This window comes from Gracilibacillus ureilyticus, from assembly GCF_900111195.1.
Taxonomy (GTDB): Bacteria; Bacillota; Bacilli; order Bacillales; family Amphibacillaceae; genus Gracilibacillus; species Gracilibacillus ureilyticus.
Map to the genome: position 1 here is coordinate 23,180 of NZ_FOGL01000024.1, position 22,748 is coordinate 45,927.

A 22,748-nucleotide genomic window follows, 5' to 3' on the forward strand; every position below is an offset into this window, starting at 1 on the left:
TCAAAATATAATCGCATTTATGGAGGATAAGAGTATAAACTAATTAAGAGGGCTGGAAGGACTCCGCTACTTTTATTAAATCGACCTTTGACAAAGTATGTTCACCGCTTCTGTATTGCAATTTATAAGTAATCCCGTTCTTTTCCCATGTCAATGTTTTGGAGTATGGCTGATCACGGAAATATGCATTGGTTTTATCATCTAGTACAACTTCTTCATTGATTTCTGCAGCTTCAGTTTTCTCAGTATTAAACATTTGAATCGTAAAGATATCATTACTTGTTGTAAACATGGTAATATCAAAAGCTTCCTTATCTGTTTGTATATCGATAAACCGGTCTGTGACAACAATCTCTGCCAGAATAGGTACAAACTGAGGTAGTTCAGGTGTGAAATCCAATTGATCCACCGCTGATTCCACTTCCCCTTTCTTATAACTGTGAAAACCATCAGGGATAGATGATTCATTACTGCATCCGGTGACCATTAACATAAAAGCCAGAATTATTAATAACTTTTTCATTAACTTCTCCCCATTCCGCCCATTTATTATATTAGACGATAAATACCGGGAGAAAGTTTCACCATTTTTCTGCCATATGTTACTTTTTTTTGAATTAGTCTACAAAAAAAGCCACCCTATAAAGAGTAGCTTTCTTCCCGAAAGAAATGTTTCATTGCATAGAATACATCTTCTTTGCTGCGAAGGACAAATTGTCGGAATTTAGGATGTTCAATATCTTTGAATGCCTGAGTTAAAGTGGAGTACCGATTGTACTGATTTACTTCGCCATAACCAAACATACTTGCTTGTTCTAGCAATGCGTATACAGCTTCTAAAGATCGGCGATTATCAGAGGTTAAATTATCCCCGTCCGATATATGAAACGGATAAATATTATAGTGGCTTGCCGGGTATTTTTCCTGGACTAGTTCTAACGCTTTTCTATATGCAGAAGAACATATTGTTCCACCACTTTCTCCCTTTGTAAAAAAAGCCTCTTCATCAACCACTTTTGCTTCTGTATGATGTGCGATGAACTCTACATCCACTGTTTCATATTTTTTTCTTAGAAAGCGCATTGTCCAGAAATAAAAACTTCTTGCAACATATTTCTCAAACTGCCCCATAGACCCGCTTGTATCCATCATTGCAAGGACTACTGCTTTTGACTCTGGTTTAATCACATTGTCCCAGGTTTTATAACGTAAATCATCCGGATAAATGGGTGTAAAAGATGGATTTCCTTCTAGGGCATTTCTCCGGTACGATGCAAGCATCGTTCTTTTTTTATCTATATTACCAGTTAAACCTTTTTTCCTAATGTCTTTAAACTCCACATCAGTAACTGTAATATTATCTTTTTCTTTCTGTTCCAAATTTGGTAATGCCAGTTCATCAAAAAAGGCTTCTTCCAGTGCTTCAAAGTCTACTTCTGCCTCATAATAATCTGTACCGGGCTGGTCGCCAGCATTGCCGGAATCATCTCCTTTGGACGGTTTCCCATCCTGTGCGATAACGTCACCGACTTTACTGTCACCATCACCTTGACCTACATGTTTATTTTTAGACTGGTTATACTTGATCTTATACTCATCCAATGAACGAATCGGAATTCTGACAATTTCTTTCCCTCTCGACATGATAATACTTTCTTCACTAATGATATCAGGAAGGCGTTTTTTTATTGCATCCTTTATTTTATCCTGGTGTCTCTTTTGGTCATCATATCCTTTTCTATGGAGGGACCAATCTTCTTCCGCAATTACAAAGTTAAAATCAGCCATCCTATCCCCTCCTCTGCTTGTATTATTTTATTGTATGCAGCCAATTGAAAAAAGATAAACAAAAAGGCAGATTTTTTCATTTGATTCATTTTGTTATTCTTTAACCATGACTCTGCTCATATAAAAAACACCCACCAACAGGTTGTGAACTGTTAATGGGTGTTTCCTGTAATTATCCTTCTAGTAACAAGTCATATGGATCTTCAAGTAATTGCTTAATACGTACAAGGAATTGTACAGCATCCTTGCCATCTACTATTCTGTGATCATATGATAATGCGATATACATCATTGGACGGACTTCAATAGAATCATCCGGCATAACTATTGGACGCTTCTGGATTGAGTGCATTCCAAGAATACCAACTTGTGGAGTATTTAAAATCGGTGTGGAGAGCAATGAACCGAAAATACCGCCATTTGTAATCGTAAATGAACCACCTTGCAAATCGCCAAGCTGCAATTCTTTATTTCTTGCTTTTGTGCCAAGTCTTGCAATCTCTGATTCAATACCGGCAAAATCCAATCTGTCTGCATCCCTTACAACCGGAACAACTAATCCATCATCAGTAGATACTGCTATTCCAATGTCATAATATTTTTTCAGAATAATTTCATTTTCCTGAATTTCAGCATTAATATAAGGGAATTCTTTCAATGCTCCCACAACTGCTTTCGTGAAGAATGACATAAAGCCAAGTTTTACACCATGCTTATCTACAAACTTATCTTTTCTCTCACTGCGAAGTTTCATCACTGCTGACATATCCACCTCATTAAAGGTAGTGAGCATTGCTGCAGTGTGCTGTGCTTCAACTAACCGATTAGCAATAGTCTGTCGACGGCGAGTCATTTTCTCACGAACAACCGGTTTATCAAATTCCTGCTGATTATTGCTCGTGCTGCCTGCAGATTTCTGCTTATTCGGAGATGCTGATTCTTTCTTATCTGCCTTAGCTGCTTTGGAAAGGTTATCCACATCTTCAGGACGTATACGGCCTAAAGGATCACTTGGAACTACCTGATTAAGGTCAATGCCCAGTTCTCTTGCACGTTTTCTTGCTGCAGGAGAAGCAATAACTTTTTGATCCTTACCTGTTTTCGGTTCAGGCTGTTTTGGAGAAGAAGCTGGTGCCTCTTCTTTTTTCTCTTGCTGTTTCTTTTCTTCCTTTTCAGGAGCAGGAGTCTCTTCCTTAGCACTGCCTCCTGCTTCGCCGTTCTCATCAATTTTAGCGATTACTTCGCCAACCTCTACATCATCACCGGCGTCTCTGACTAATTCTGCAACAACACCGGCATAGTCTGCATTTACTTCTACATTTACTTTATCTGTTTCAAGTTCGCAGATGGGGTCACCCTTTTCAACTGAGTCACCCTCGCTCACTAACCACTCCGCAATTGTACCTTCTGTAATAGATTCTGCTAATTCCGGGACCTTAATTTCCTTCATTGGATTCTCCTCCTTCAGACAGCTCTAATGCTCTTTTTACCAGGCGTCTTTGCTCCGTTTTATGGATATGCGGGTCACCTACGGATGGTGATGAGCGTTCACATCGACCAACATAATGCAATTCAATTGACTTATCTTCCAACATACGGAATAACAATTCTTTGACAAAATTCCAGCAACCCATATTTCTTGGTTCTTCTTGAACCCATACTACTTCTTTTAAATTTGGACACGCTTCAATTACGTTCAATACATCCTCTTGAGGGAATGGGTAAATCTGCTCAAGCCTTAGTACATGAATATCTTCATAAGCTTCCGTGTTTTCACTCATTTTTTCCTCAATATCCACCATTACTTTCCCTGTACCAATGACAAGGCGTTTCGCTTTTTCAGAGGACCATTCCAGTCCCGGCTGTTGCATCAACGGTTTAAATTTACCTGAAGTAAATTCATCGATCGTTGACACTACCCGCGGACTTCTTAGTAAGCTCTTCGGTGTTAACACGATTAACGGCCGTGCTGCTTCACTATCCACCAGTGCAGCCTGACGTCTCATAAGGTGGAAGAATTGCGCACTTGATGTTACATTTGCAACAATCCAGTTATTTTCTGCAGCCATTGTTAAAAATCTCTCTACTCTCGCACTGGAGTGCTCTGGCCCCTGGCCTTCATAGCCGTGTGGTAATAGGATGACCATATTGGATCGCTCATCCCACTTCGCACGAGCAGATGAAATAAATTGATCAAAAATCACCTGACCAGCATTTGCAAAATCACCAAATTGAGCTTCCCATATTACAAGTGTCTTTGGTGCTTTTACACTATATCCGTATTCGAATCCAAGCACTGCTGTTTCCGATAATGGACTGTTATGCACATCAAAAGTTGCTTTCGCTTCATTTAAACCATGTAATGGACAATATGTTTCATTCGTGTCCACATCATGTAATACGAGATGACGGTGGGCAAATGTCCCCCGCTCAGAATCCTGCCCTGATAATCTGATAGGAATGCCATCCTGCAGAATGGAGGCATATGCTAATGCTTCCCCAACTGCCCAATCTGCCTTCATTTCTTTTTCAAAGGTGTTATGGCGTTTCTGAAGGATTTTCTCCAGCTTCTTAAATGCCGAGAATCCCTCAGGACGTTCTAACATCCCTTTGTTCAGTGCCAGTAATAAATCTTTAGGCACGGCTGTTTCTATATCACCTAAACCTTGTTGTAATGCTTGAGGAACCGGCATTGCTTCAGGATTTTCATTCACACTTTCTGTCATTTGATCATAGATTTCCTGTAGTTTATTAAAAACAGCTTCATTCATTTCTTCGAGCGTATTTTCACCGATAACTCCCTGCTCCTGAAGACGCTTCGCATAAATGTTCGCACAAGTAGGATGGCTGTCAATTGCTTTATACAGTTTTGGCTGTGTCGCTCTCGGTTCATCCATTTCGTTATGTCCATAGCGGCGATAACCAACTAAATCGATCAGTACGTCCTTTTCAAATTTACTGCGATAATCATATGCTAGCAATGCTGCTGAAATACACGCTTCAGGATCATCTGCATTTACATGGATAATTGGCACTTCAAACCCTTTAGCCAAGTCACTGGCATATCTGGTAGACCTTCCTTGTTCCTGACCTGTAGTGAAACCGACAAGGTTATTTGCAATAATATGCATGGTACCACCGGTTTTATATCCTGGTAATGCACTTAAATTAAATGTTTCCGCAACTACACCTTCACCAATAAATGCTGCATCCCCATGTATTAAAATACTAAAAGCTTTTTTCGTATTTTGTTCCGGCTTACCTTTCTGAAAGCGGAAATCCTGTGCTGCTCTCGTAAAACCTTCCACTACCGGATTGACAAATTCCAGGTGGGAAGGGTTATGTGCTAATGTTATCTTTGTTGGAGACGGCTTTTCTTCACCAAGCTGGCGTTTCGCCCCAAAGTGATATTTCACATCTCCTGTCCACCCATAAGTAATGGCACGTGAACCAGGGGACGTTGGTATTAGTTCCTTATCCGCGGATGGGTGAAACTCAGAAAACAACTTATCATACGGTTTTCCAAGGATATGTGTTAACACACTTAATCTCCCGCGGTGAGCCATTCCCATTAGTATTTCTTCTGTTTCATCATAGAAAGATTTTTGAACCATGCGATCCAAGATTGGTACCATCATTTCCAGCCCTTCAATTGAGAAACGCTTTTGCGCAACGAACGTCTTGGCAAGGAAATTTTCAAACCCTTCTACATCGACAATTTGACTAAGTAACTGTTTTTTCTCTTCATCACTAAAATTAAATCGGTAATCCCCGGATTCAATATTTTTCTGGAACCAGTAGCGTTCCTCATCATTGTTAACATGATCATATTCGAAAGAGATTGTGCCAGCATATTGTGACATTAAATAATCCACAACGCCCTGGGCTGTATCCACTCCCTGCACTGATCCATCCCAAACCCAATCAGCCGGAATCGCTTCCAAAATCTCTTTATTAAGACCATAATGTTCCGGATCGACTAAAGTCGTGTCACTGTATTTTCCTGCAGTTACCGGGTAAATGGTAGCTTTCAAGTGACCGTAACGTCTAATAGCCTCAACAAGTTTGATTGCTGAGGTTAAATGTTTTGCAATTATTTGCGACGACAGACCACTTCCATTTGCGACCTCTTTAGCATCATTACCTGATTGTTGCGGGGCTCCGTATTGATCAAACATTTCCTGTAGTGTCGGATCAACAGAATCCCTGTCTTCTAAATAAAGCTCATACTGTTCCTCTAAATAGCCCATATTTGGACCGTAAAATTTTTTCCAGAATGTTTCACTGGATCCCTGCTGTGTCACGTCTTATACCCCCATTAGAAGTCACTTTCTTCCGCTTAACTTAACTCCCATCCAAATATCTGTAACAATAAATCATTACACCCATAAATATAACCTATTTTACTATGGGAAACAACAGAAAAGTGAGGATTATTTTTTTATTTTTAATAAATAATCCGATTTGAAATAAAACGCTTTAAAAAGCGGCATTCTTTTCGATAAAACAAACATTTATAACTTTATCGGGAACGATTTGGAGATTTTTTATGACCGGTCTTATAGAACAATATATATAATTATCTAGTTAATTTTCACTAGGAAAACAGAACCTTGGATGATCTCTTAGGGATGGGATGATGTGCTGTAGTATTAAGAAGCAAATACAAAGAAATTCTCATAACCGTAAATTGTGGTCACGGTTATGAGAATTTTTATTGAAGCGCTGCTCCGTAATGGGCTTAATATTCGTATGTGACAGGTTATCAAGAGTGGCTGAAGACCTTCGCTCTCTTTTTCTTTCGCGCCATGATTCAGTGGGCGGATCACCGGTTTAACAGACTACCTACATATCTTAACAGATCATTGGCAGATTGAGAGTTATATCCATATTCATCAACTAATGTCGCCACAACCTCATTCATCTTTTTCAGCTGCTGTTCATCAGGTGTTTTTGTCGATGTCGTAATTTTCACCACGTCTTTTAAATCAGCAAACAGCTTTTTTTGAATTGCCTCACGCAAACGTTCATGTGACTGGTAATCAAACTTTTTCCCTTTTCTAGCATAGGCAGAGATTCGAATCAGCACTTCTTCCCGGAACGGCTTTTTCGCATTCTCCGATATTCCAATCTGCTCTTCGATGGAGCGCATCAATTTTTCATCTGGCTGCATCTCTTCCCCTGTTAACGGATCTTCCAGCTTTGTTTTATTACAGAATGCCTCCACATTATCTAAATAATTATTCATTAATGTTTTTGCAGACTCTTCATACGAATAAACAAATGCTTTTTGCACTTCTTTTTTAGCTAATTCATCATATTCTTTTCTTGCGATCGAAATAAAATCAAGATAATCCTCTTTCTGTTCTTTTGTTATTGAAGGGTGATCATCTAATCCGTCCTTCAGCGAACGTAACACATCCAATGCGTTAATCGCCTGCATTTCTTTCCGAATGATTGTTGATGAGATACGGTTAATCACATAGCGGGGATCTATTCCGGCCATCCCTTCATCTGAAAATTCTTTCTTTAATGCGGTCACATCCTGGTCACTGAATCCTTCCACATCCTGGCCATTATATAAATACAATTTCTTCAATAAACTGATATTGTTTTGCTTCGATTCTTTTAATCTCGTTAAAATAGTAAACATTGCTGCAATTTTCAGTGTGTGTGGTGCAATATGAACCTCTTTCATATCACTTTCTTCAATCATCTTGCGATAAATTCTTTCCTCTTCATCTACTTTTAAATTATAAGGGATCGGCATAACAATCATCCGTGAATGAAGGGCCTCATTCTTCTTATTTGATATAAAAGACCGGTATTCTGTTTCATTCGTATGAGCAACGATCATTTCATCTGCAGATATTAACGCAAATCGGCCTGCTTTAAAATTCCCTTCTTGTGTTAAGGACAATAAATGCCATAAAAACTTCTCATCACATTTCAACATTTCCTGGAACTCCATGAGTCCGCGGTTTGCCTTGTTTAATTCCCCATCAAACCGATAGGCACGCGGATCTGACTCGGATCCATATGTGGCAATCGTAGAAAAGTCGATAGAACCGGTTAAATCTGCAATATCTTGTGACTTAGGATCAGATGGACTAAATGTACCAATACCAACTCGTTTATCTTCTGAAAAGAAAATCCGCTCAACTAAAACATCTTCAATTTTCCCATTGTAATCCTCTTCTAATCGTAACTGATTTAATGGGGATAAGTTCCCTTCAATTCGAATACCGTATTCATCCTCAAAATCTTTACGTAAATGCTGTGGAATCAAATGAAGCGGATTTTCGTGCATCGGACAGTTTTTTATCGCAAAAACCGCACCATGGTCTGTCAGTGTATACTTCTCCAACCCTCTTTTCAGCATCGTTACCAAGGTCGATTTTCCTCCACTAACCGGACCCATTAACAGTAAAATTCTTTTCTTAACATCCAATCTTCTTGCTGCCGGATGGAAGTACTCTTCCACTAACTTTTCCAACGCTTCTTCAAGGCCAAATAACTGCCCGCTGAAGAAATTATATTTTTTCACACCTTCAGCTTCCTCCACTCCTTCATCCTTTATCATCTGATAAATTCTTGAATGAGCAGACTGTGCTAAATAAGGGCGCTCCTTTAATAAATCTAAATACTCCGCAAAAGTCCCTTCCCACTTTAATGCATCCTGTTTTTCACGGTATTGCTGTACCTTGCTTAATATATCCATGAGATACCCTCCCAGTAGCGAACGAGATTTTCGTATGCTTTCTCTATATGTATGTAAATTCTGTTTAAAAAATGATTCTCAATTCGATATTAACTGTCAGTAAAATTTCCGAACAAAACTTCACAAATCCAGATATATTGGGTATAATAAGTAAAAGCATGAAAACGGCATTAAAAATTAAGGAGGATCATCCATGGGTCTAGCATTAATTATAGGAGTATGTATAACATTCTTTGCAGCAATCTTCGCATCAGGGTATGAATCTAAATAATAAAAAGCGAGTGTAATGTACACTCGCTTTTTCTATGTGGTAAGAATTGTTCATTCAAAAAGAAATCAGGGTATGACTAGTCTGTCACCTCATATACTTTTCCTTCTTCTGCCAGCACCACTTCTCCGGAAAAACTGGTTTTCGCTTCTGCCAGTAAGTTATGTAAATCTCCGAAGTGCGGCAAATGTGTCAGAATTAACTTTTTAACATTTGCTCTTTTAGCTAGCATTCCTGCTTGTCTTCCGCTAAGATGGCCAGGAATATTCCCTTCCATTCCTTCATACAAGTTAGCTTCACAGACTAAGAAATCGGCTTCTTTTATGAATGGAATCAACGCATCTGACCATTCCGTATCTGCTGTAAAGGCGATCGACTTCCCGCCAGCATCCAATCGAATTGCAAGACAGAAAACTGGATGATTCGTTTTTATTGTTCGAACTGTAAATGGCCCTAATTTTATACAATCATCTTCTTCCAAAGCAAAGCCTTTCGTATGCTGCTGAAATGTTAATTGTTTGAAAGCAGATTTATCCCGGTTATGGGCGTAAATTGGCAACGTATTTTCGGTCCCATTTAACTGATTTTGAATTAACTTTGCGTATTGAAGTGGGCCAATATCTGCTATATGATCATGATGATAATGGGAAACAATGACTGCATCCAGCTGCTGAACAGGTATATAATTTTGCAATGCGGCTAAAACACCGCTGCCGCAGTCGAATAATAATTGAAATCCATTATACTCCACTAAAAAAGCAGACGTAGCGCTATTTACTTTCGGGTAGCCTCCCCAAACACCGACAGCAGTTAACTTCATTCGAATCCTCCTGTTTTCTTTTGAATAGTGTCTTCCTATACACGCCATTTCCGTATTTCAGTAATTTTCTGGTCAAAAAATGCCATCACATCCTGAACTTCCTGCTTTAACAGTCTCAGGTCTTTGGATAACCAGCGAATGAGAATTCCTTTGCCATCCAAATCGGTCATCCCTGCTCTGTGATTCTTAGCCTGTGATATTCTCTCAAGAACATCCCACTCGTCAAATGGTAATTGTTCTGCTATGTACCAGACTGTTGCTGTATAGGTAAAGTCTTCTATTATTCCATGATTATCCATTAATTCATTTTCTGATGAAAAGGTTACCGGATCAAATGCCAGACATTCATCTCCAACTAGAATTTCCATCAATGTTGTATAATGATAGTCTTTCTTCTCTGTAAGATGGACAATCTCGGCCCAGACGAATTCCGCGTTACCATTTAATAATACTTTCACCCGCTGTGTGAAATTTGTACCTGGAGTAAAAATAACCTCCTGATTATTCCAAACAAGCAGTGCTTCTTCTTCTATCTGAAGAGATATTTGCTGCTCATGTGTATTCCCAGGTTTTACCACATACGGCTTTTCAGGTGAAATGGCTATATTGGAACCTTTCATCACGATAAAATTGATATCTGCAGGTTGCTTATTTCCCGTTTTATTAAGACCTGTAACATGATATGTTGTAAATATCCGATGTGTTTTGTCTGTTTTCTCCAATTTCAATTGTCCCGTTCCATTATACTCCATTAAGTTCACTTTCTGAAAACGCCCCATCAACTTTTCCGGATTCATCCCTGTCCCTCCCTGCTACAAAAACAATTTCGATAATAAATACTTATGCTGCATTGCAGAAATCTCAAGGCCTACTGAAGTATTGGTTAAATCCTCCAAACATAACCCGGCAGCAGCTTTCGTCGCCTTCTTAATATCATCAAGTAATGCGAAAATAACGGTTTCTCCATCTTTAGGTGCTAACGGAATTACTCGAATGGCATGTTCCACCAGATTCGTTAAAGCGAAGTACATATAGGACTGAATGGTGAGAAACAGATCAAAATCATTTTCAAATGCATAAATACTGTAAACAATTAAATAATGATTTAAATGGTTTTTTACGTTAATTTCATCAGCCCATCTGTCTAAAAGTGACGAGTTTTTAATTGACTGCATTCTCTCCAGTAAACGGTTTCCTGCCTGCCTGCTTGATTTCTTTATTTCTATCACATTTTTACTTGCATTATAAATTCCCGATAAATAGATGATCCGATTCCAATCCTGCTTGCTTAATGCCTGAAATATTTCTTTTATCATAATCGCATCATTATATAATAAGTAACTTCCTATATAACTTTTGCAAAATGAGTGTAAATCCTCTTTTGAGTTAATTTGTTTTGACCGAATGTACATCTCCAGCCCAATAGCATGCGCTACATGACTCTGTAAAAAGGATGAATGATGCAAATGTAACAAATGCATTAAATTATCTGAATCTCCTGTACTCATCCAATCCCCTCCTGTTTCATCATATTATATCATAGCAATCTGATGGGGAATTATGAGAACTTTCGATAGGTTTGTTGCTGTTTTAAGATATAGAGTGTTACCAGCAGTGGGGGGCAGAAGGTTAGCGCCATGAAAAAGAAACTGCATCAATAGTATTTCTATTAATGCAGTTTGACATTAAACCGGTAATGGCTGGTCTATCAGACTTTTTTTCATATATTTTTTTACAAGCGTCGCTGCTTTCACTTTCAAATTCAGCTGCTCTGCAATTTCTGTCGCGTAATTCCCGTGGATAACCTCCCGCTTTATCTCCTCTATTGTTTCACAGTCTTTCTGAAACTTATTGAGGACACTTCCATATTGAAGAAACTGATGTGTGTCACTTCCGCCTATAATCGGCAAATTTAATTCTTCAGCTAATTCCTTTAATTCTTTCTTGCAGACAGCAGTGCCTTTAGCGTAAAGGTCTTTTCCATTTAAGTCGAGAGCATCTAGTTTTTTCAATTGGTCAGTACTCACATTTCTTGCAAGAGGAGTGCTTTCCCTGTATGGATGTGCACCAATTTTCAGCATTTTCCGCAGATCTGCTAATTGCATTAACTTGTCAAAATTGATGAACTTCTCTTCTGTCAAATGACTGGTTAGTTTTTCGCGGATAAACAAGACGTCTTCCCTTGTACCTGCCAGCAGTATATGCCCATTTTCTATTACATCAACCTCTATCCCCGGGAACAGTTTTAATCCCCCGATTTGATAATATCCATTCATGTATGGATATTGTTTATCCATATACTCATAAATATCATGAAAACGGCTTGTGTTAAAATGCTCTGTCATTACCAATGCAGTTAAACCCGCATTTTTTGCCTCATGCATCATTTCCTGAAAATATTCCGGCATAAAGGCTGATTTTTTTGATATTTTTACATGGCTGTGAAAATCAATAATCATCTTAAAACCCCTTCCTTATAAAAACAGAAACAAACTGATCATATAAACAAGAGACCCCGCTAAAAAATAGTAATCTCGCTTTTTCATTTTCAAACCAGCAAGTTTCAGTTTCTTCACTTCTATATGGTTAAAACCATACATACTTCCCTTCGTTTCCAATGCCTCCACTGTTGTTCTTGCCCGCTTCGCTGTTGATAACAGCAAGGGATAAAAGGATAACACTGCTAATTTAATAAAATATGCAATCGTGTTTATATAAAGAAAACCATGCTTTTCAGGTGCCTTGCCACGCAGTCTGAACGATTGAAAGACATGGTGATATTCTTCTAGTAATGTAGGAAGCATCCGGTAACCGTAGGCAATGCTAAAAGATATCTGACCAGGCAGGCCAATTTTTAATAAACCATTACTTAGCTTCTCAGGATTCATTGAACAAAAGACTGTAATACTTGCAAGGGATATGACAGATAATTTCAGCGTTAGTATGAGTAATGGAAGTATGGACGTCCAATCTCCACCGAAAAATAAAGAAGCAATGAGTAAATATCCTCCCTGTCCAAGTAATCCGAGGCAGAGAATAAAAATAATTAACGGGCTGATTCGCGCAACATATGTTGTAACAAGCATAAAAAGGAACATGCCGATTAATACCATGACTTCATGAATGAACCATGGAAAGATTCCGAAATAGGCATACCATAAAAATAGTGTACGAGGATCTAATTTAGCAAAAAACGTACCACCATTTCCGTAAGCAGTGTTTAATAATTCTATTTTCACCTGCTCTACCGAGAGTTTTTCAGTAAATTTACGCGTGTACTCCATCCCATGCCTCCTTACTTTGGTATAATTCTATAAAATCATCGACCGTATATACCGGCCTCTCCCAACCTAATTTCTTAGCTAATGTGAAAATCTGGGGCGGATTTAACCCGGCCTTTTTCAGTAAATTATGATTGGTGAAAACAGATGCTTTCGTTCCATCATGAATAATACGCCCTTCATGCATGACAATTATTCTGTTTGCAAATTCGCATGCCAATTGCATATCATGTGTAGCAATAACTACGGCCTGCAGCTGTGTCTTTAATTCTTCGAGAATCCTCGTAATATGTTTTCTTGTAGCTATATCCAGATTAGCAGTTGGTTCATCCAAAAGCATCAGTTTCGGCTGCATCCCCACACCGACAGCCAGTGAAGCCCTCCTCTGCTGGCCTCCGCTCAGCAGCCTGCTGTCCCTCTCAGCCAGATCGGTTAACTCAAACTGTTTTAATAAATTTGCAACTTTCTCTTCTGTTCTGGGATCTTTTCTTGCCTTCATATAAAAACCGATATCTTTTTTAACACAATCATCGATAAACATATGCTCAGGATTCTGGTGAATATATGTAACAATCTCCGCAAGATGCTCTGGCGGTGTTTTTCTAACATCTTTTCCATCTAATGCAATTTGTCCTTTCTCCTGTTTCACAAGTCCTGTAATTAAACGCATTAAGGAAGATTTGCCAGCACCATTATTACCGACCAATGCAATATAATCCCCTTGATGAATGGTTAAATTAACATCATGTAAAACTTGATCTCTTTCTCTCGTAATTGTTTTATAGGAAAAGGTTACATCCTCAAATGTTACGAGCGGTTTGTCTTCTGTACGCAATTTATGCACAGTATTCTGCTCACATTCAACTATACTAGCCATCAACGGTATTGCCTCACCTATAGTGATTGGCAATATACCACTGGTACCAATCTTAGCTGCAGCTTGTGTCACTTGCGGGGGGTAAATCTGATGTTCAAGCAAAACATCTACTTCATTCAAAGCCTCCTTCACCGGCTTTTTAAAAAGCACATCTCCCTGATCCATTAAAATGACATTTCTTGCATAAGCTGCTACAAATTCTGTATGATGCTCAATTACAATAATCGTTTTTCCCTCATCATTCAGCTTTTTCAAAATATCATAAATCTCCCTGGCATGCTGCGGATCAAGCTGGGCAACAGGCTCATCCATTATGATAATGTCAGGATTTAATGAAAGAATACTTGCCAATGCCAGTAAATGTTTTTGACCGCCGCTTAATTGCCAAATAAACTTATGCTGCTGATCGATTAACCCGACTACGTCCAGTGCATGGACAGCACGCTCATGATAATCGGCCAATCCATAGTGCAGAGGAGCAAACTCCGCATCCTCTATCACTTTTGGACTGACTATCTGATTCTCGAAATCCTGGTAAACATAGCCAACATGTCTGGATAACTCTGCCACTTTGTGTTTTTCTGCTGCCATCCCTTTTACAAGTACTTCCCCAGAGTAATCCCCAACATAATAATGGGGAATTAACCCGTTAATTAGCTTGCATAAAGTTGATTTCCCGCTGCCGTTCCCACCTAATATTGCAACAAAATCACCTTTATCTACAGATAAACTAACATGATTTAATACAGGCTTGTCTGCCCCGGGATATTGATATTTCACGTTTTTTATTTCAATAATCGGCTTCATTATGATACTTTCTCTTCCTTCTTAGCATTCTTCAAATGTTGAGTCTTCCTTTTCTTACTTAACATCACGGAAATTGTAATCAGGGCAACAATGAATGCAGCACCCAGACTGACGAAAATAAACCAGTCACCGTATGTTTCTAAAAAATCTGCTTCCCATTCGACATTAAAACCAGATTCAGATAGAAATTCGAACAGAAAAGCAGCTGCGGCAAGCAGGATCCCAGTTGCAATAAGTCGTGGTCCGATAATTTCGGTTAACGAATATCTGTCATTACGGTCCCGTGGTTTCATTCCGAGCAGTGGCTCGATTTTACCGTAAAGCCTTGGTACAAGGTAGACCGTTGGAAGCAGTGCAAAAAGGATGCCAGAAAAGAGAACATCATTCAGAAATGAAAAACCTTCGATCACTACAACACTTTCTGCCAATCCAGGAACAGCTTCCAATTCCTCCACACCAACCCATACTTTTAGAATGTCCACTGTTGCACTGATCGCCTGATGGATAATGACACCTAATAATGCAGCGGCCGCCACCTGTTTCCTGTTCTTCGGATCCCGCACAAAGGTACCTGCGATATACATTGCTAATGAAAAAGCAATAAATTTTTCCAGTTCTCCAAAACCGCCAAATTGCCCAAGCATAATCTCTCCGAAAATGACTTCTCCTAATGAAGCACCAATCGCTGCATAAAGTGGATGGAACAAAATACATAAAGTTAAAGGTATAAAGGCGAAATACTCAATTGAGAACTCAATCGGCCCTAAGTATGCGCTTGGTACTAATTCTGTAATCATGTTGGACAACCCATACAGCGACATGGACAAAATAAAAACCATCATCTTTTGTGACTGTGTTAAAGTGTAACGATTGTTTAATGTTTGTGTACCCATTTTCTTACCTCCCTTGTTTAGATACTTTTATTGTATAGATGATTTGTTAACCAGATTTTTCAACAAAGTTAATTCCCTGTAAATTTGTTAACTTTTATTATCATTATGTAAATTTTCTTTCATTCCCATTGCACATGTTCAGATGGTTGCTAGAATGATAGAAAAAAAAGGAGTGAATGAGGATGCTAAGCTTTCAATGGGAACATTACTCATTAACAGAAAGCCAGATTAGAATTGCGGACTATATACAGAAACATCAGCAGCAGGTTTTACTTTCAACAGAAAAAGAAATCGCTGAAGAAGTTGGTGTCAGTATCGCTACTGTTTCAAGATTTTGGAATAAAGTAGGATTCGTAAATCTTAAGGCTTTTAAACATGCAGTCAGAGAGGAACTGGCTGTTTCACCTGCTGGCAAAATGAAAAATGTGAAGAAGAAAGGGTTAAAACAGAACATATACTTAACTCTTGAAAAAAGTGTAGAATTACTGCAGGAAACAATCGAGCATATTGATCCGCAAAAATTCAACTCAGCGATTGAGCTGCTTCAGCATGCCGAAAATATTTATGTATTAGCTCAGGGACCCTCAAAGGGACTTGGTGAACTGCTTGTATATCGCATACGGCGTTTCGGTAAGTCCATCCATACCTTTCAATGTCAGGGAAATGAATTATTCGAGGAGATGATTCATTTGAAAAGAAACGATGTTGTTATCCTTTTCGGTTTTGCAAGACTCCTGCCAGAAGTGAAAGTTCTGCTTCAATTTCAGCGGGAGATTCATTACCATACCATCTTAATTACAGATCAGTTAGTTGCAGATTATTCTCATTCAGCAACTGTAACCTTGTTTGCCAGCAGAGGTGATGCAAATGAATTTCACTCAATGATTGCACCAACTTTACTACTGGAAAATATTATGGTTTCACTTGGTATGCGGGAGGAAGATAAGAATATTGAAAGGCTGGAGCAGTTAACAGAAGTGCGGAAACGTTTTGCCAAAGAACTTCCTAGATAAAGTAGACATTTAAGGCATTAGGAAAAGAGAAGAATTACTGGACAAACTACATAGATAGTGAAAAAGAGACGTATTTCGCAGAATTCATATTGAAACTTTATGCCTATACACTTATACTGTTAATAGGACAAATTTACATATAAATCAAAGAGGAGAACGCAAATGGAACTAGTTCATGAATTCAAACAAAAGGATACAAACAGGAAAAACACCCTAATGCTTTTTATGATGGGTATTACTTTAGTCACAGGTCTGGTGTTAGCACTTTCAACAAATGAAACAGTTACTACTATCTTTTATGCCGTACAGCTAGTTATTATATTGGGGGCATATTTCTTATTTCAAAAGATCTTGAAGAAACCAGGAATTCTCCCATATTTGTTCGTTTTTATTTTTTATTTATCCATGTTACTTTTTATCATTTATCAGGGCTCAAGTGCTTCGGTTTTCTTAATTCTAGTTTTTCTATCACTTTTTTCAGCAATCCAAATGGATAGAAAAATATTTTTATCAGGCTTTATTCTTGGTTTGGTTGTTTTACTGTCTAATTACTATGTGATGGATAAGTCCAATGAAGTAATGCAGCAATTATTTCAATACTCTATTTTGATTCAGATTTTAACAGGAATTATTTTTTACTTTGTCATTAAAATGACAGATGAAAAGATGAATAGACTGTCAGAGCTGTTATCCACTTCAGAAAAAGACAGCAAAGAGAAAGAAGAACAAAGTCAGTTAGTTAGAGAATCCGTTAAAAATATTCTTGATAAAATTGCCAAGGCGAATATACAGCTTCAGGAAAACCTGGAAAAACAAAATGAGCTGAATAATGCCATTCAGGAAATTTCCCAGGCAAGTCAGTCACAAGCTGAACAAATATCTGATATTTCCAATGCAACGAATGATACAAAACAGAATGTAGATATTGTCCATCAAACATCAGAAGCATTATTTAATGATTCTTCGAAATCCAGTGAGCTTGTTGCTGCAGGGAAAGAAAAAATGGATACATTAAACAGTAACAATCAGGAGATGGAAAACACTATCGGTCAATTGAGTAAAACTTTTGCAGAATTAACTGATAAGATCAAGGAAACGAATCAGTTTGCAGACAATATAAAAGAAATTACTGAACAGACAAACTTGCTTGCATTAAATGCTTCCATTGAGGCGGCAAGAGCTGGTGAAGCAGGAAAAGGCTTTGCAGTTGTCGCTGACGAAATTCGTAAACTGGCTGATATCACCGGTTCGACTACCGAAAAAATCACAAGCAATTTATCTGCATTAAATAAAGCAAATGACTCAGCAGTGTCCCAAATGGATAAAAGTATGCAAAACTTTATTATCAGTTTACAGACAACTGATGAAATTACGGGGTATTTCAATAATTTAGCAACAACAACTGATACATTAACGAGTGCATTACAGAACTTTACGTTCCTTGCAGAAGAAGTACAGGGCCAGACAAATGGAGTAGAAGCCTCTACCAATGAGCTTGCAGCAATTATTGAGCAGGCTTCAGCAAGTTTAGAGGAAATGAGCGCAACAATTGATGTATTAACTAACAGTAATGAAGGATTCGCACAAATGTTAAACGAAGCAGTAGAAGATACAAAAGCGATAAGAGCGCATTTTCAAAATTAAAGATTACTGATAATAAAAAAAACCGGGCTATGATTCATCTTTTCATAGTCCGGGTTTTCCTTTATATGGGAACAGTAACCTTGCTTTATCCCCAAATCTCCTTTGCGACGTCCACAATAAATTTTAATTTCTTCCATTGATCTTCTTCTGTCAATATATTCCCATGATGTGTTGAGGCAAAGCCACACTGAGGGCTTAGACAAACTTGGTCAAGAGGTACATATTGTGATGCTTCTTTAATTCTTGACTTAATTGCTTCTTTATCTTCTAATTCTCCCGTTTTAGAAGTTACAGCACCCACCACTACTCTTGCTCCACCTTTAGGTATCTCTGCAAGTGGTTCGAAACCGCCTGATCTTTCATCATCATATTCCAGGAAGAACCCGTCCACTTTTTCCTTTGCAAATAAGGTCGGTGCAATTAATTCGTAACTGCCTTGGAACGCCCACGATGACTGATAATTCCCACGGCATAAATGTGTAGTAACAATTAAATCTTCCGGTTTGTCTTCCAGTACACCGTTGACAACTCTTAATGCAAGGTCAATATACTGGTCACGATTATAGACATCCCCTTCAAAACTCATATCAGGTGAAGAAAGCCCCGCTATATATACATCATCAAATTGAAGATAACGGCAACCCGCATCATAAAATGCTTTTACAGCATCCTTGTATGCCTGAATAATATCTTTTGTAAAATCCTCAATGTCAGGATAAAAATCATGGTTCCTTAAATCCGGATAGAAAAACTGGTTCGGGCTTGGAATCGTTTGTTTTGCGACAGCACGATCTCCAACGATTTCTTTAAAATCTTTAAAGTGTTGAATAAAAGGATGATCCGGATCAAAAGATATTTTCCCAATATTTCTTACGTTGTAAGGCTCTGTCTCCAAATCTGCGAATTGATATCCGTGATCTGGGACATATCCTTCAAAACCTGTTAAATTTTCCATGAAATCCGTATGCCACCATAACCTTCTGAACTCACCATCTGTAACAAGCTCTAACCCTGCTTCTATTTGCTTATCTACGATTCTCTTTACTTCTTCGATCTGCACTTCATTTAACTGATCCTGTGAAATTTTCCCTTGTTTGTAATCAGTCTGTGCCTGTTTTAATCTCTCTGGTCTTAATAAGCTTCCTACATGGTCAGCCCTGAATGGGGCTAAGTTTACGGTCTTTGTCATAATGATCCTACTCTCCATATGTATTTACCTATTCTTAAAATAACAGTGAAAAAACCTCTCCTTATAATAAGAAGAGGTTTCATGACGTTTCACGGCTCTTCTTATCTTCAGCAAAAGCTCCTGGAATTAGCACAGTACAATAAGTCTGTCTGTTGCTGAGGCTTCGCCGGGCCAGTCCCTCCACCTCTCTGGATAAGAATAGATATGTAATTAATAGTTATGTTAATCTAGCAATCAGAAAAAGTCAATAACTATTTCATTCATTTATCCGTATTCCGCAACTTGTGCTATATTAATAAAGTGAGACTTTTGCACAATGATATGTTCAGCGCTGTAATAAATGAATCATGATATAGAGAAGGTGGTGGATCGCATTGACTCCTGTTTTAATTGTGGAAGATGAAGAAAAGCTTGCAAGAGTATTGGAATTAGAACTGAAATATGAAGGATACGAGACTGAAACTGCTTTGGACGGACAACGCGCTTTTCAGTTATTAGAATCTGGCACTTATCAACTTGTGCTGTTAGATATCATGCTACCAGGGATGAGTGGTCTTGAGGTTTTAAGAAGATTTAGAAAAATAAACCAGCACACTCCCGTTATTTTATTAACTGCTAGAGATGAGGTTCATGACAAAGTATCAGGGCTGGATTTAGGTGCAAATGATTATGTAACAAAGCCGTTTCAAATGGAAGAACTATTAGCAAGAGTAAGAGTACATTTGAGAACAAATATAGCCCACAACCATACAGCTGAACTTCTTACATTTGATGACCTTACAATCGATACAAAATCAAGAGATGTTAAACGAGGTTCAGAAACGATTGAGTTAACCCCAAGGGAATATGACCTTCTAACTTTTTTACTTAAAAATAAGAATCAGGTTTTTCACAGAGAACAACTATTGGATAAAGTATGGGGTTTTGACTATGTGGGGGATACAAATGTAGTGGATGTATATATTCGTTATGTACGCAATAAAATTGATAAACCATTCCAGAAAACAACAATTCAAACAGTTCGCGGGATTGGTTATACAGTAAAGGACCCTTTACCATGAAGCTTCGCACAAAGGTACAGTTATTCCTTAGTTTAATGATGATAATTGTCATTTTGCTTGTCAATAGCGGTGTTTATTTTTTATATGAAAATAGAGTAAGCAATAATGAAGTGTCCCGTGTGAAAGAAGATGCGGTTGCAATCATGGAAGCTCTTGCTAAGCATGACGAAATCAATATGGATATTTCTCAGCTTCTAAAAGCATTCTTACCGGCAAATGGGATGATCCGGATAATTGATGAGACGAATTATCCGATACAAAACTTCACGAAAGATGGCAGCTACCTCAATTGGCCATTTGAATATACTGACAAAGAAATCACTTCAATAAATAAATCTGGAGAGATTCCATATGTCCAAGTATCGCTCCCTGTAATATGGAATGACGGCTCTATTGTAACACTCCAAGTAAGTGAGGCGTTATACTCAATGGACGATGCATTAGACAGACTGCAAGTTGTACTATTGATAACTTCCTTATTTATGGTTATACCTGCAGTTTTATCCGGAATTTTTATTGCTCGCTATGTGACAACACCAATTAAAAGACTGACTAATGAAATTAACAAAAATCCCATTAACGGAAAATGGGAAAAAATCACTGCACATAACAATAATAAAGATGAGATAGCAGATATGCAGCAAGCCTATAATCACATGATTGATCGAATTGATGAAAATATGACGAAACAAATCCGCTTTGTTTCTGATGCGTCTCATGAATTAAAAACACCATTATCTGTTATTACAAGTTATGCGGAGCTTCTTCAAAGACGTGGAAAACAAAGACCGGAGATATTTGATGAATCAGTAGAGGCCATCCTCTCGGAAGCAGGTAGAATGAAGCATTTAACAGAGCAAATGCTCATGTTAGCGAAAAATGAAGCGATCGAAAATGTCCGCTTTGAGCCTGTCGACATCTCCCAAATGGTCCGTGATGTGGTCCGTTCCTTAACATTAGCTTATAAGCGGGAGATTCACTATTACGATATGATAGAGCAATCCCTCACAGTTAGTGCAGATGAACAAAAGATGAATCAGGCCATCTACATATTAGTTGATAATGCCTGCAAGTATAGTGACAGAGAAATTAATATTTATATTGAAGAAAAGGATAAGCAGCTTCTTATCTCTGTACAGGACTTTGGAGATGGTCTAAGTAAAGAAGAGCAGGAATTTATTTTTGACCGGTTTTTCCGTGTTGATAAAGCGAGAAGCAGGAAGGCTGGCGGAACAGGATTAGGTCTTGCTATATGCAAAGCTATCGTAGAAGCTCATGGCGGTAAGATAAGTATTGAGAGCAGGTTAAATGAAGGCTCTACCTTCACGATCCATTTACCTAAATAAGAAAAAATGAAGTGATTTCTCATCAAATTCTCATTTTTCTCTCATGGGGTACTCATTATTGGGGGCTACAATAAAAGTATCAAATAAATAAGGAGTGCTTATCATGAAAAACAAACGATTTTTTATCACATTAACAAGCCTTTTAGTTGTTGGAATAGTGTTAGCTATTCTCCAGTTTACCCCAGACTCAGCCAGTGCATATCTATCCAGGCAGGAAGCCGAAGACAAAGTAAAGACTCAGTTTCCAGGTGAAATTGTTGAACTGGAGTTAGAGGAAGATGATAACCGGAAAGTGTATGAAATTGAGATCAGAGGTACAGAAATGCACTATGACCTTAAGCTCGATGCAGAAACTGGAAAAATTTTAAAATTAGAGGAAAAACCAGTAACACCATCTGAAAGTTCAGTGACAACAGAGAAAAACAGTGAGAATACAAATGAAGATAATAAAGATGATAGTGACACGAAAGCTGATTCCACTGATAAGAATAACACTACTTCAGAGCAATCCACTTCTGGTGGAGGAAATAATCCTGACGATCAAAAAGATTCACAGGATGACAGCCAACCAGACAATAAGACAGAAACATTAATTTCAGCAGAGAAGGCCAAATCTATTGCATTAGAACAACACAATGGCACAATCACTGATTTCGAATTAGACGAGGACGATGGCCGGATGTTATATGAAATGGAAATTCATACAGCAACAAATGAAGTAGATATTGAAATTGATGCATACACTGGTTCAGTAATTTCCATCTCTGTAGATGATTTAGATGATTAATTAGAAAAGAACACCTAGATATTTTTGAAAATGGTTCCGGGCAATTAGATTTGCTTGGAACCATTTTTGTTGTGTTTGTGGTTGCCTTTTGCGTTTGCCATGCTGAAATTGAAGTAGTTACATAGAGTAGATGTCTATTATTTTGCTGAACTTAGGGAATCCGCCATGGTTACCAACTCATTGACATAATGGCTTTCAGCGCTACTCCGAACGACTTCGCTCCTATTTTTCCGCGCGCCATGGCTTTCAGCGC

At 38.2% G+C, this 22,748-nt stretch carries 18 protein-coding genes and 1 riboswitch; of the genes, 5 read left to right on the plus strand and 13 right to left on the minus strand.

Annotation, left to right across the window (positions count from 1 at the left end):
- Positions 1-43: 43 nt before the first annotated feature.
- From BMW36_RS18350 to BMW36_RS18405, 12 genes are all read right to left on the minus strand, one after another.
- Positions 44-523 (minus strand): DUF4367 domain-containing protein, encoded by a 480-nt coding sequence (locus BMW36_RS18350; protein ID WP_089743844.1) that lies wholly within the window; start codon positions 521-523, stop codon positions 44-46.
- 116 nt (positions 524-639) lie between these two features.
- Positions 640-1,788, minus strand: a complete 1,149-nt coding sequence (gene yhbH, locus BMW36_RS18355; protein WP_089743845.1) for a sporulation protein YhbH — start codon at positions 1,786-1,788, stop codon at positions 640-642.
- 172 nt (positions 1,789-1,960) lie between these two features.
- Positions 1,961-3,238: a 2-oxoglutarate dehydrogenase complex dihydrolipoyllysine-residue succinyltransferase gene (odhB, locus tag BMW36_RS18360; RefSeq protein ID WP_089743847.1), complete on the minus strand. Its 1,278-nt coding sequence runs from the start codon at positions 3,236-3,238 to the stop codon at positions 1,961-1,963.
- Positions 3,225-6,092 (minus strand): 2-oxoglutarate dehydrogenase E1 component, encoded by a 2,868-nt coding sequence (locus BMW36_RS18365; RefSeq protein WP_089743849.1) that lies wholly within the window; start codon positions 6,090-6,092, stop codon positions 3,225-3,227. The genes odhB and BMW36_RS18365 overlap by 14 nt, the downstream gene beginning before the upstream one ends.
- Positions 6,093-6,613: 521 nt before the next feature.
- Positions 6,614-8,509 (minus strand): PrkA family serine protein kinase, encoded by a 1,896-nt coding sequence (locus tag BMW36_RS18370; protein WP_089743851.1) that lies wholly within the window; start codon positions 8,507-8,509, stop codon positions 6,614-6,616.
- A gap of 347 nt (positions 8,510-8,856) precedes the next feature.
- On the minus strand, positions 8,857-9,597 hold the full coding sequence (locus tag BMW36_RS18375) for an MBL fold metallo-hydrolase (RefSeq protein ID WP_089743853.1): 741 nt from the start codon (positions 9,595-9,597) through the stop codon (positions 8,857-8,859).
- Between the two features lie 35 nt (positions 9,598-9,632).
- On the minus strand, positions 9,633-10,394 hold the full coding sequence (locus BMW36_RS18380; RefSeq protein ID WP_089743855.1) for an urease accessory protein UreD: 762 nt from the start codon (positions 10,392-10,394) through the stop codon (positions 9,633-9,635).
- Positions 10,395-10,409: 15 nt separating this feature from the next.
- Positions 10,410-11,105: an urease accessory protein UreF gene (locus BMW36_RS18385; protein ID WP_089743857.1), complete on the minus strand. Its 696-nt coding sequence runs from the start codon at positions 11,103-11,105 to the stop codon at positions 10,410-10,412.
- Between the two features lie 177 nt (positions 11,106-11,282).
- The gene (locus tag BMW36_RS18390; protein WP_089743859.1) at positions 11,283-12,056 is read right to left on the minus strand and encodes a PHP domain-containing protein; all 774 of its coding nucleotides are present in this window, start codon (positions 12,054-12,056) and stop codon (positions 11,283-11,285) included.
- A gap of 15 nt (positions 12,057-12,071) precedes the next feature.
- Complete coding sequence (locus tag BMW36_RS18395) at positions 12,072-12,881, minus strand: energy-coupling factor transporter transmembrane component T family protein (RefSeq protein WP_089743861.1); 810 nt, start codon at positions 12,879-12,881, stop codon at positions 12,072-12,074.
- The gene (locus tag BMW36_RS18400) at positions 12,865-14,562 is read right to left on the minus strand and encodes an ABC transporter ATP-binding protein (RefSeq protein WP_089743863.1); all 1,698 of its coding nucleotides are present in this window, start codon (positions 14,560-14,562) and stop codon (positions 12,865-12,867) included. Before BMW36_RS18400 ends, BMW36_RS18395 begins: the two co-directional genes overlap by 17 nt.
- Positions 14,562-15,455: a DUF8171 family membrane protein gene (locus BMW36_RS18405; protein ID WP_089743865.1), complete on the minus strand. Its 894-nt coding sequence runs from the start codon at positions 15,453-15,455 to the stop codon at positions 14,562-14,564. Before BMW36_RS18405 ends, BMW36_RS18400 begins: the two co-directional genes overlap by 1 nt.
- 182 nt (positions 15,456-15,637) lie before the next feature.
- Between BMW36_RS18405 and BMW36_RS18410 the strand changes: the two genes are divergently transcribed.
- Together BMW36_RS18410 and BMW36_RS18415 are read left to right on the plus strand one after the other, a co-directional pair.
- The gene (locus BMW36_RS18410) at positions 15,638-16,468 is read left to right on the plus strand and encodes a MurR/RpiR family transcriptional regulator (protein ID WP_089743867.1); all 831 of its coding nucleotides are present in this window, start codon (positions 15,638-15,640) and stop codon (positions 16,466-16,468) included.
- A 162-nt stretch (positions 16,469-16,630) separates the two neighbouring features.
- On the plus strand, positions 16,631-18,112 hold the full coding sequence (locus BMW36_RS18415) for a methyl-accepting chemotaxis protein (protein WP_089743869.1): 1,482 nt from the start codon (positions 16,631-16,633) through the stop codon (positions 18,110-18,112).
- Between the two features lie 85 nt (positions 18,113-18,197).
- On the opposite strand, the gene BMW36_RS18420 is transcribed toward BMW36_RS18415, so the two are convergent.
- Positions 18,198-19,301 carry a 5-methyltetrahydropteroyltriglutamate--homocysteine S-methyltransferase gene (locus BMW36_RS18420; protein ID WP_089743871.1) on the minus strand — a complete coding sequence of 368 codons (1,104 nt, stop codon included), beginning with the start codon at positions 19,299-19,301 and terminating at the stop codon, positions 18,198-18,200.
- 98 nt (positions 19,302-19,399) lie between these two features.
- Positions 19,400-19,500, minus strand: a riboswitch (SAM riboswitch).
- 175 nt (positions 19,501-19,675) lie between these two features.
- On the opposite strand from BMW36_RS18420, the gene BMW36_RS18425 reads away from it, so the two are divergent.
- The 3 genes from BMW36_RS18425 (at position 19,676) to BMW36_RS18435 (ending at position 22,495) form a co-directional block, all read left to right on the plus strand.
- The gene (locus BMW36_RS18425) at positions 19,676-20,362 is read left to right on the plus strand and encodes a response regulator transcription factor (protein ID WP_089743873.1); all 687 of its coding nucleotides are present in this window, start codon (positions 19,676-19,678) and stop codon (positions 20,360-20,362) included.
- Positions 20,359-21,708 (plus strand): sensor histidine kinase, encoded by a 1,350-nt coding sequence (locus BMW36_RS18430; protein WP_089743875.1) that lies wholly within the window; start codon positions 20,359-20,361, stop codon positions 21,706-21,708. Before BMW36_RS18425 ends, BMW36_RS18430 begins: the two co-directional genes overlap by 4 nt.
- Before the next feature lie 103 nt (positions 21,709-21,811).
- Positions 21,812-22,495 carry a PepSY domain-containing protein gene (locus BMW36_RS18435; RefSeq protein WP_089743877.1) on the plus strand — a complete coding sequence of 228 codons (684 nt, stop codon included), beginning with the start codon at positions 21,812-21,814 and terminating at the stop codon, positions 22,493-22,495.
- Positions 22,496-22,748: the final 253 nt, after the last annotated feature.

What these genes read in the sequence shown, in the direction of transcription:
- BMW36_RS18435 (WP_089743877.1), top strand. Translation starts at nt 21,812, where the DNA reads ATGAAAAACAAACGATTTTTTATCACATTAACAAGCCTTTTAGTTGTT.
- BMW36_RS18385 (WP_089743857.1), bottom strand. Translation starts at nt 11,105, where the DNA reads ATGAGTACAGGAGATTCAGATAATTTAATGCATTTGTTACATTTGCAT.
- BMW36_RS18370 (WP_089743851.1), bottom strand. Translation starts at nt 8,509, where the DNA reads ATGGATATATTAAGCAAGGTACAGCAATACCGTGAAAAACAGGATGCA.
- BMW36_RS18410 (WP_089743867.1), top strand. Translation starts at nt 15,638, where the DNA reads ATGCTAAGCTTTCAATGGGAACATTACTCATTAACAGAAAGCCAGATT.
- BMW36_RS18375 (WP_089743853.1), bottom strand. Translation starts at nt 9,597, where the DNA reads ATGAAGTTAACTGCTGTCGGTGTTTGGGGAGGCTACCCGAAAGTAAAT.
- yhbH (WP_089743845.1), bottom strand. Translation starts at nt 1,788, where the DNA reads ATGGCTGATTTTAACTTTGTAATTGCGGAAGAAGATTGGTCCCTCCAT.
- BMW36_RS18405 (WP_089743865.1), bottom strand. Translation starts at nt 15,455, where the DNA reads ATGGGTACACAAACATTAAACAATCGTTACACTTTAACACAGTCACAA.
- BMW36_RS18350 (WP_089743844.1), bottom strand. Translation starts at nt 523, where the DNA reads ATGAAAAAGTTATTAATAATTCTGGCTTTTATGTTAATGGTCACCGGA.
- BMW36_RS18430 (WP_089743875.1), top strand. Translation starts at nt 20,359, where the DNA reads ATGAAGCTTCGCACAAAGGTACAGTTATTCCTTAGTTTAATGATGATA.
- BMW36_RS18420 (WP_089743871.1), bottom strand. Translation starts at nt 19,301, where the DNA reads ATGACAAAGACCGTAAACTTAGCCCCATTCAGGGCTGACCATGTAGGA.
- BMW36_RS18390 (WP_089743859.1), bottom strand. Translation starts at nt 12,056, where the DNA reads ATGATTATTGATTTTCACAGCCATGTAAAAATATCAAAAAAATCAGCC.
- odhB (WP_089743847.1), bottom strand. Translation starts at nt 3,238, where the DNA reads ATGAAGGAAATTAAGGTCCCGGAATTAGCAGAATCTATTACAGAAGGT.
- BMW36_RS18400 (WP_089743863.1), bottom strand. Translation starts at nt 14,562, where the DNA reads ATGAAGCCGATTATTGAAATAAAAAACGTGAAATATCAATATCCCGGG.
- BMW36_RS18380 (WP_089743855.1), bottom strand. Translation starts at nt 10,394, where the DNA reads ATGAATCCGGAAAAGTTGATGGGGCGTTTTCAGAAAGTGAACTTAATG.
- BMW36_RS18415 (WP_089743869.1), top strand. Translation starts at nt 16,631, where the DNA reads ATGGAACTAGTTCATGAATTCAAACAAAAGGATACAAACAGGAAAAAC.
- BMW36_RS18395 (WP_089743861.1), bottom strand. Translation starts at nt 12,881, where the DNA reads ATGGAGTACACGCGTAAATTTACTGAAAAACTCTCGGTAGAGCAGGTG.